We start from the raw sequence: 1,215 nt of genomic DNA, 5'->3' as shown, positions 1-1,215 counted from the left end.
CGTACGGCATCGTCGTCCGTGGTGGTGAAGCCGAACTGCAGTGGGAGAACCGTGCCGTCGGCCATCAGCCGCTCCTGGACAGCCTGGTGTGCGGCGAGATCCCGACGTTTGGGCCGTAGCTCCTCGGGGGCGTCACTGACGACCGCGGACAGCTTGTCGGTGTGCACCGTGCGGAGGGTCGTCGGCGGGTCCCCCACTCCGTCGAGGCCGTCCAGCCGCTGCGGATGGGTGGTCAGGACGATGGAGTAGACGTACACGGCCATGGCTCACTCCTCGCGGCGCCGGGCGGCAGGCCGACGCCTCGGCCGCTCCCGCCTCTCCTCGGGCTCCTTGCGCCTCTTTCCGGACTGCTCGGTCTCGTCGTCGTCGCCTCCCTTGAGGGCGTCGGTCAGCACTTCGGCGGCCCCGCTCAGGGCCCCCTTGGCCTTCCCGTGCGCTCCGCCCTCGGTCACCTCGCCGACCAGGTCGGTCAGCTGGGAAGGTGCCTTGCGGCCCTGCTCCAGGTCGAGGCGGTTACAGGCCTCTGCGAAGCGGAGGTAGGTGTCCACGCTCGCCACGACGATGCGGGCATCGATCTTGAGGATTTCGATACCGACCAGCGACACACGCACAAAGACATCGATGACCAGGCCGCGGTCCAGAATCAGATCGATGATGTCGTAGAGGTTCCCGGACCCTCCTCCACCGCCCCTGGCAATGGTTCCTCCGCCTTGCGGCACCACAGTCATGGTGCCTCCTTTCAGCGGCTCACGTCCGGCTGCCGGCGCGGCCTTCTCGTTCGTCCGGCGAACGGTGCTGCGGCGGTGCGGTGCCGGGCCTCAGCCCCGGTCGATCTGCCCTCGGGTGTAGCGCCGGGTGCGTTCGTACGCCACCAGTTCGCCCTCCTCGTCCAGCATCACCCGGTAGCTGGCCATCACGCTGGTCGTGCCGGGGACACGTTCCAGTTCCAGGACTTCTACGTCCGCCTGCCAGCCGTCTTCCGTCGGTTTCAGTGCCGAGACGGATTCGGGAGCTCGCCCGAGAAGCTCCTGGAGCTGCTCAGCCGCGTACCGCATGGCCCGCGGGGCCGAAACCCTGCTGGACGCGCGCTTCGTTTCGCTCGTTCGGCTGCCGGCCCGTCCCGTGCTGGTTTTCCTGGTGGTCTTCTTGGCGGGCTTCTCGCTGGGCGGACGCCGGACACGCTCTGTCTCGTCCTCTTCGCCTTCGGCCATGTTC

Annotated in this window: 3 protein-coding genes; all 3 read right to left on the bottom strand. The window is 68.2% G+C overall.

Annotated features, from left to right (window positions below; all coding sequences use genetic code 11):
• Positions 1 to 263 (bottom strand): GvpL/GvpF family gas vesicle protein (locus ACFU8Q_RS41580; protein WP_384465446.1); only part of this gene is annotated, 263 nt, incomplete at its 3' end.
• A gap of 3 nt (positions 264 to 266) precedes the next feature.
• On the bottom strand, positions 267 to 728 hold the full coding sequence (locus ACFU8Q_RS41575) for a gas vesicle structural protein GvpA (protein WP_384465443.1): 462 nt from the start codon (positions 726 to 728) through the stop codon (positions 267 to 269).
• Between the two features lie 90 nt (positions 729 to 818).
• On the bottom strand, positions 819 to 1,211 hold the full coding sequence (locus tag ACFU8Q_RS41570) for a gas vesicle protein (protein ID WP_384465449.1): 393 nt from the start codon (positions 1,209 to 1,211) through the stop codon (positions 819 to 821).
• Positions 1,212 to 1,215: the final 4 nt, after the last annotated feature.

The organism is Streptomyces sp. NPDC057543 (assembly GCF_042801895.1).
Lineage (GTDB): Bacteria > Actinomycetota > Actinomycetes > Streptomycetales > Streptomycetaceae > Streptomyces.
Note: the sequence above shows the minus strand (reverse complement) of the source record. Positions and strands in the feature narration are given on the sequence as shown.

Bases quoted from the DNA above. Each gene is read 5' to 3' on its own strand.
- ACFU8Q_RS41575 (WP_384465443.1), bottom strand. From the start codon at position 728: ATGACTGTGGTGCCGCAAGGCGGAGGAACCATTGCCAGGGGCGGTGGA.
- ACFU8Q_RS41570 (WP_384465449.1), bottom strand. From the start codon at position 1,211: ATGGCCGAAGGCGAAGAGGACGAGACAGAGCGTGTCCGGCGTCCGCCC.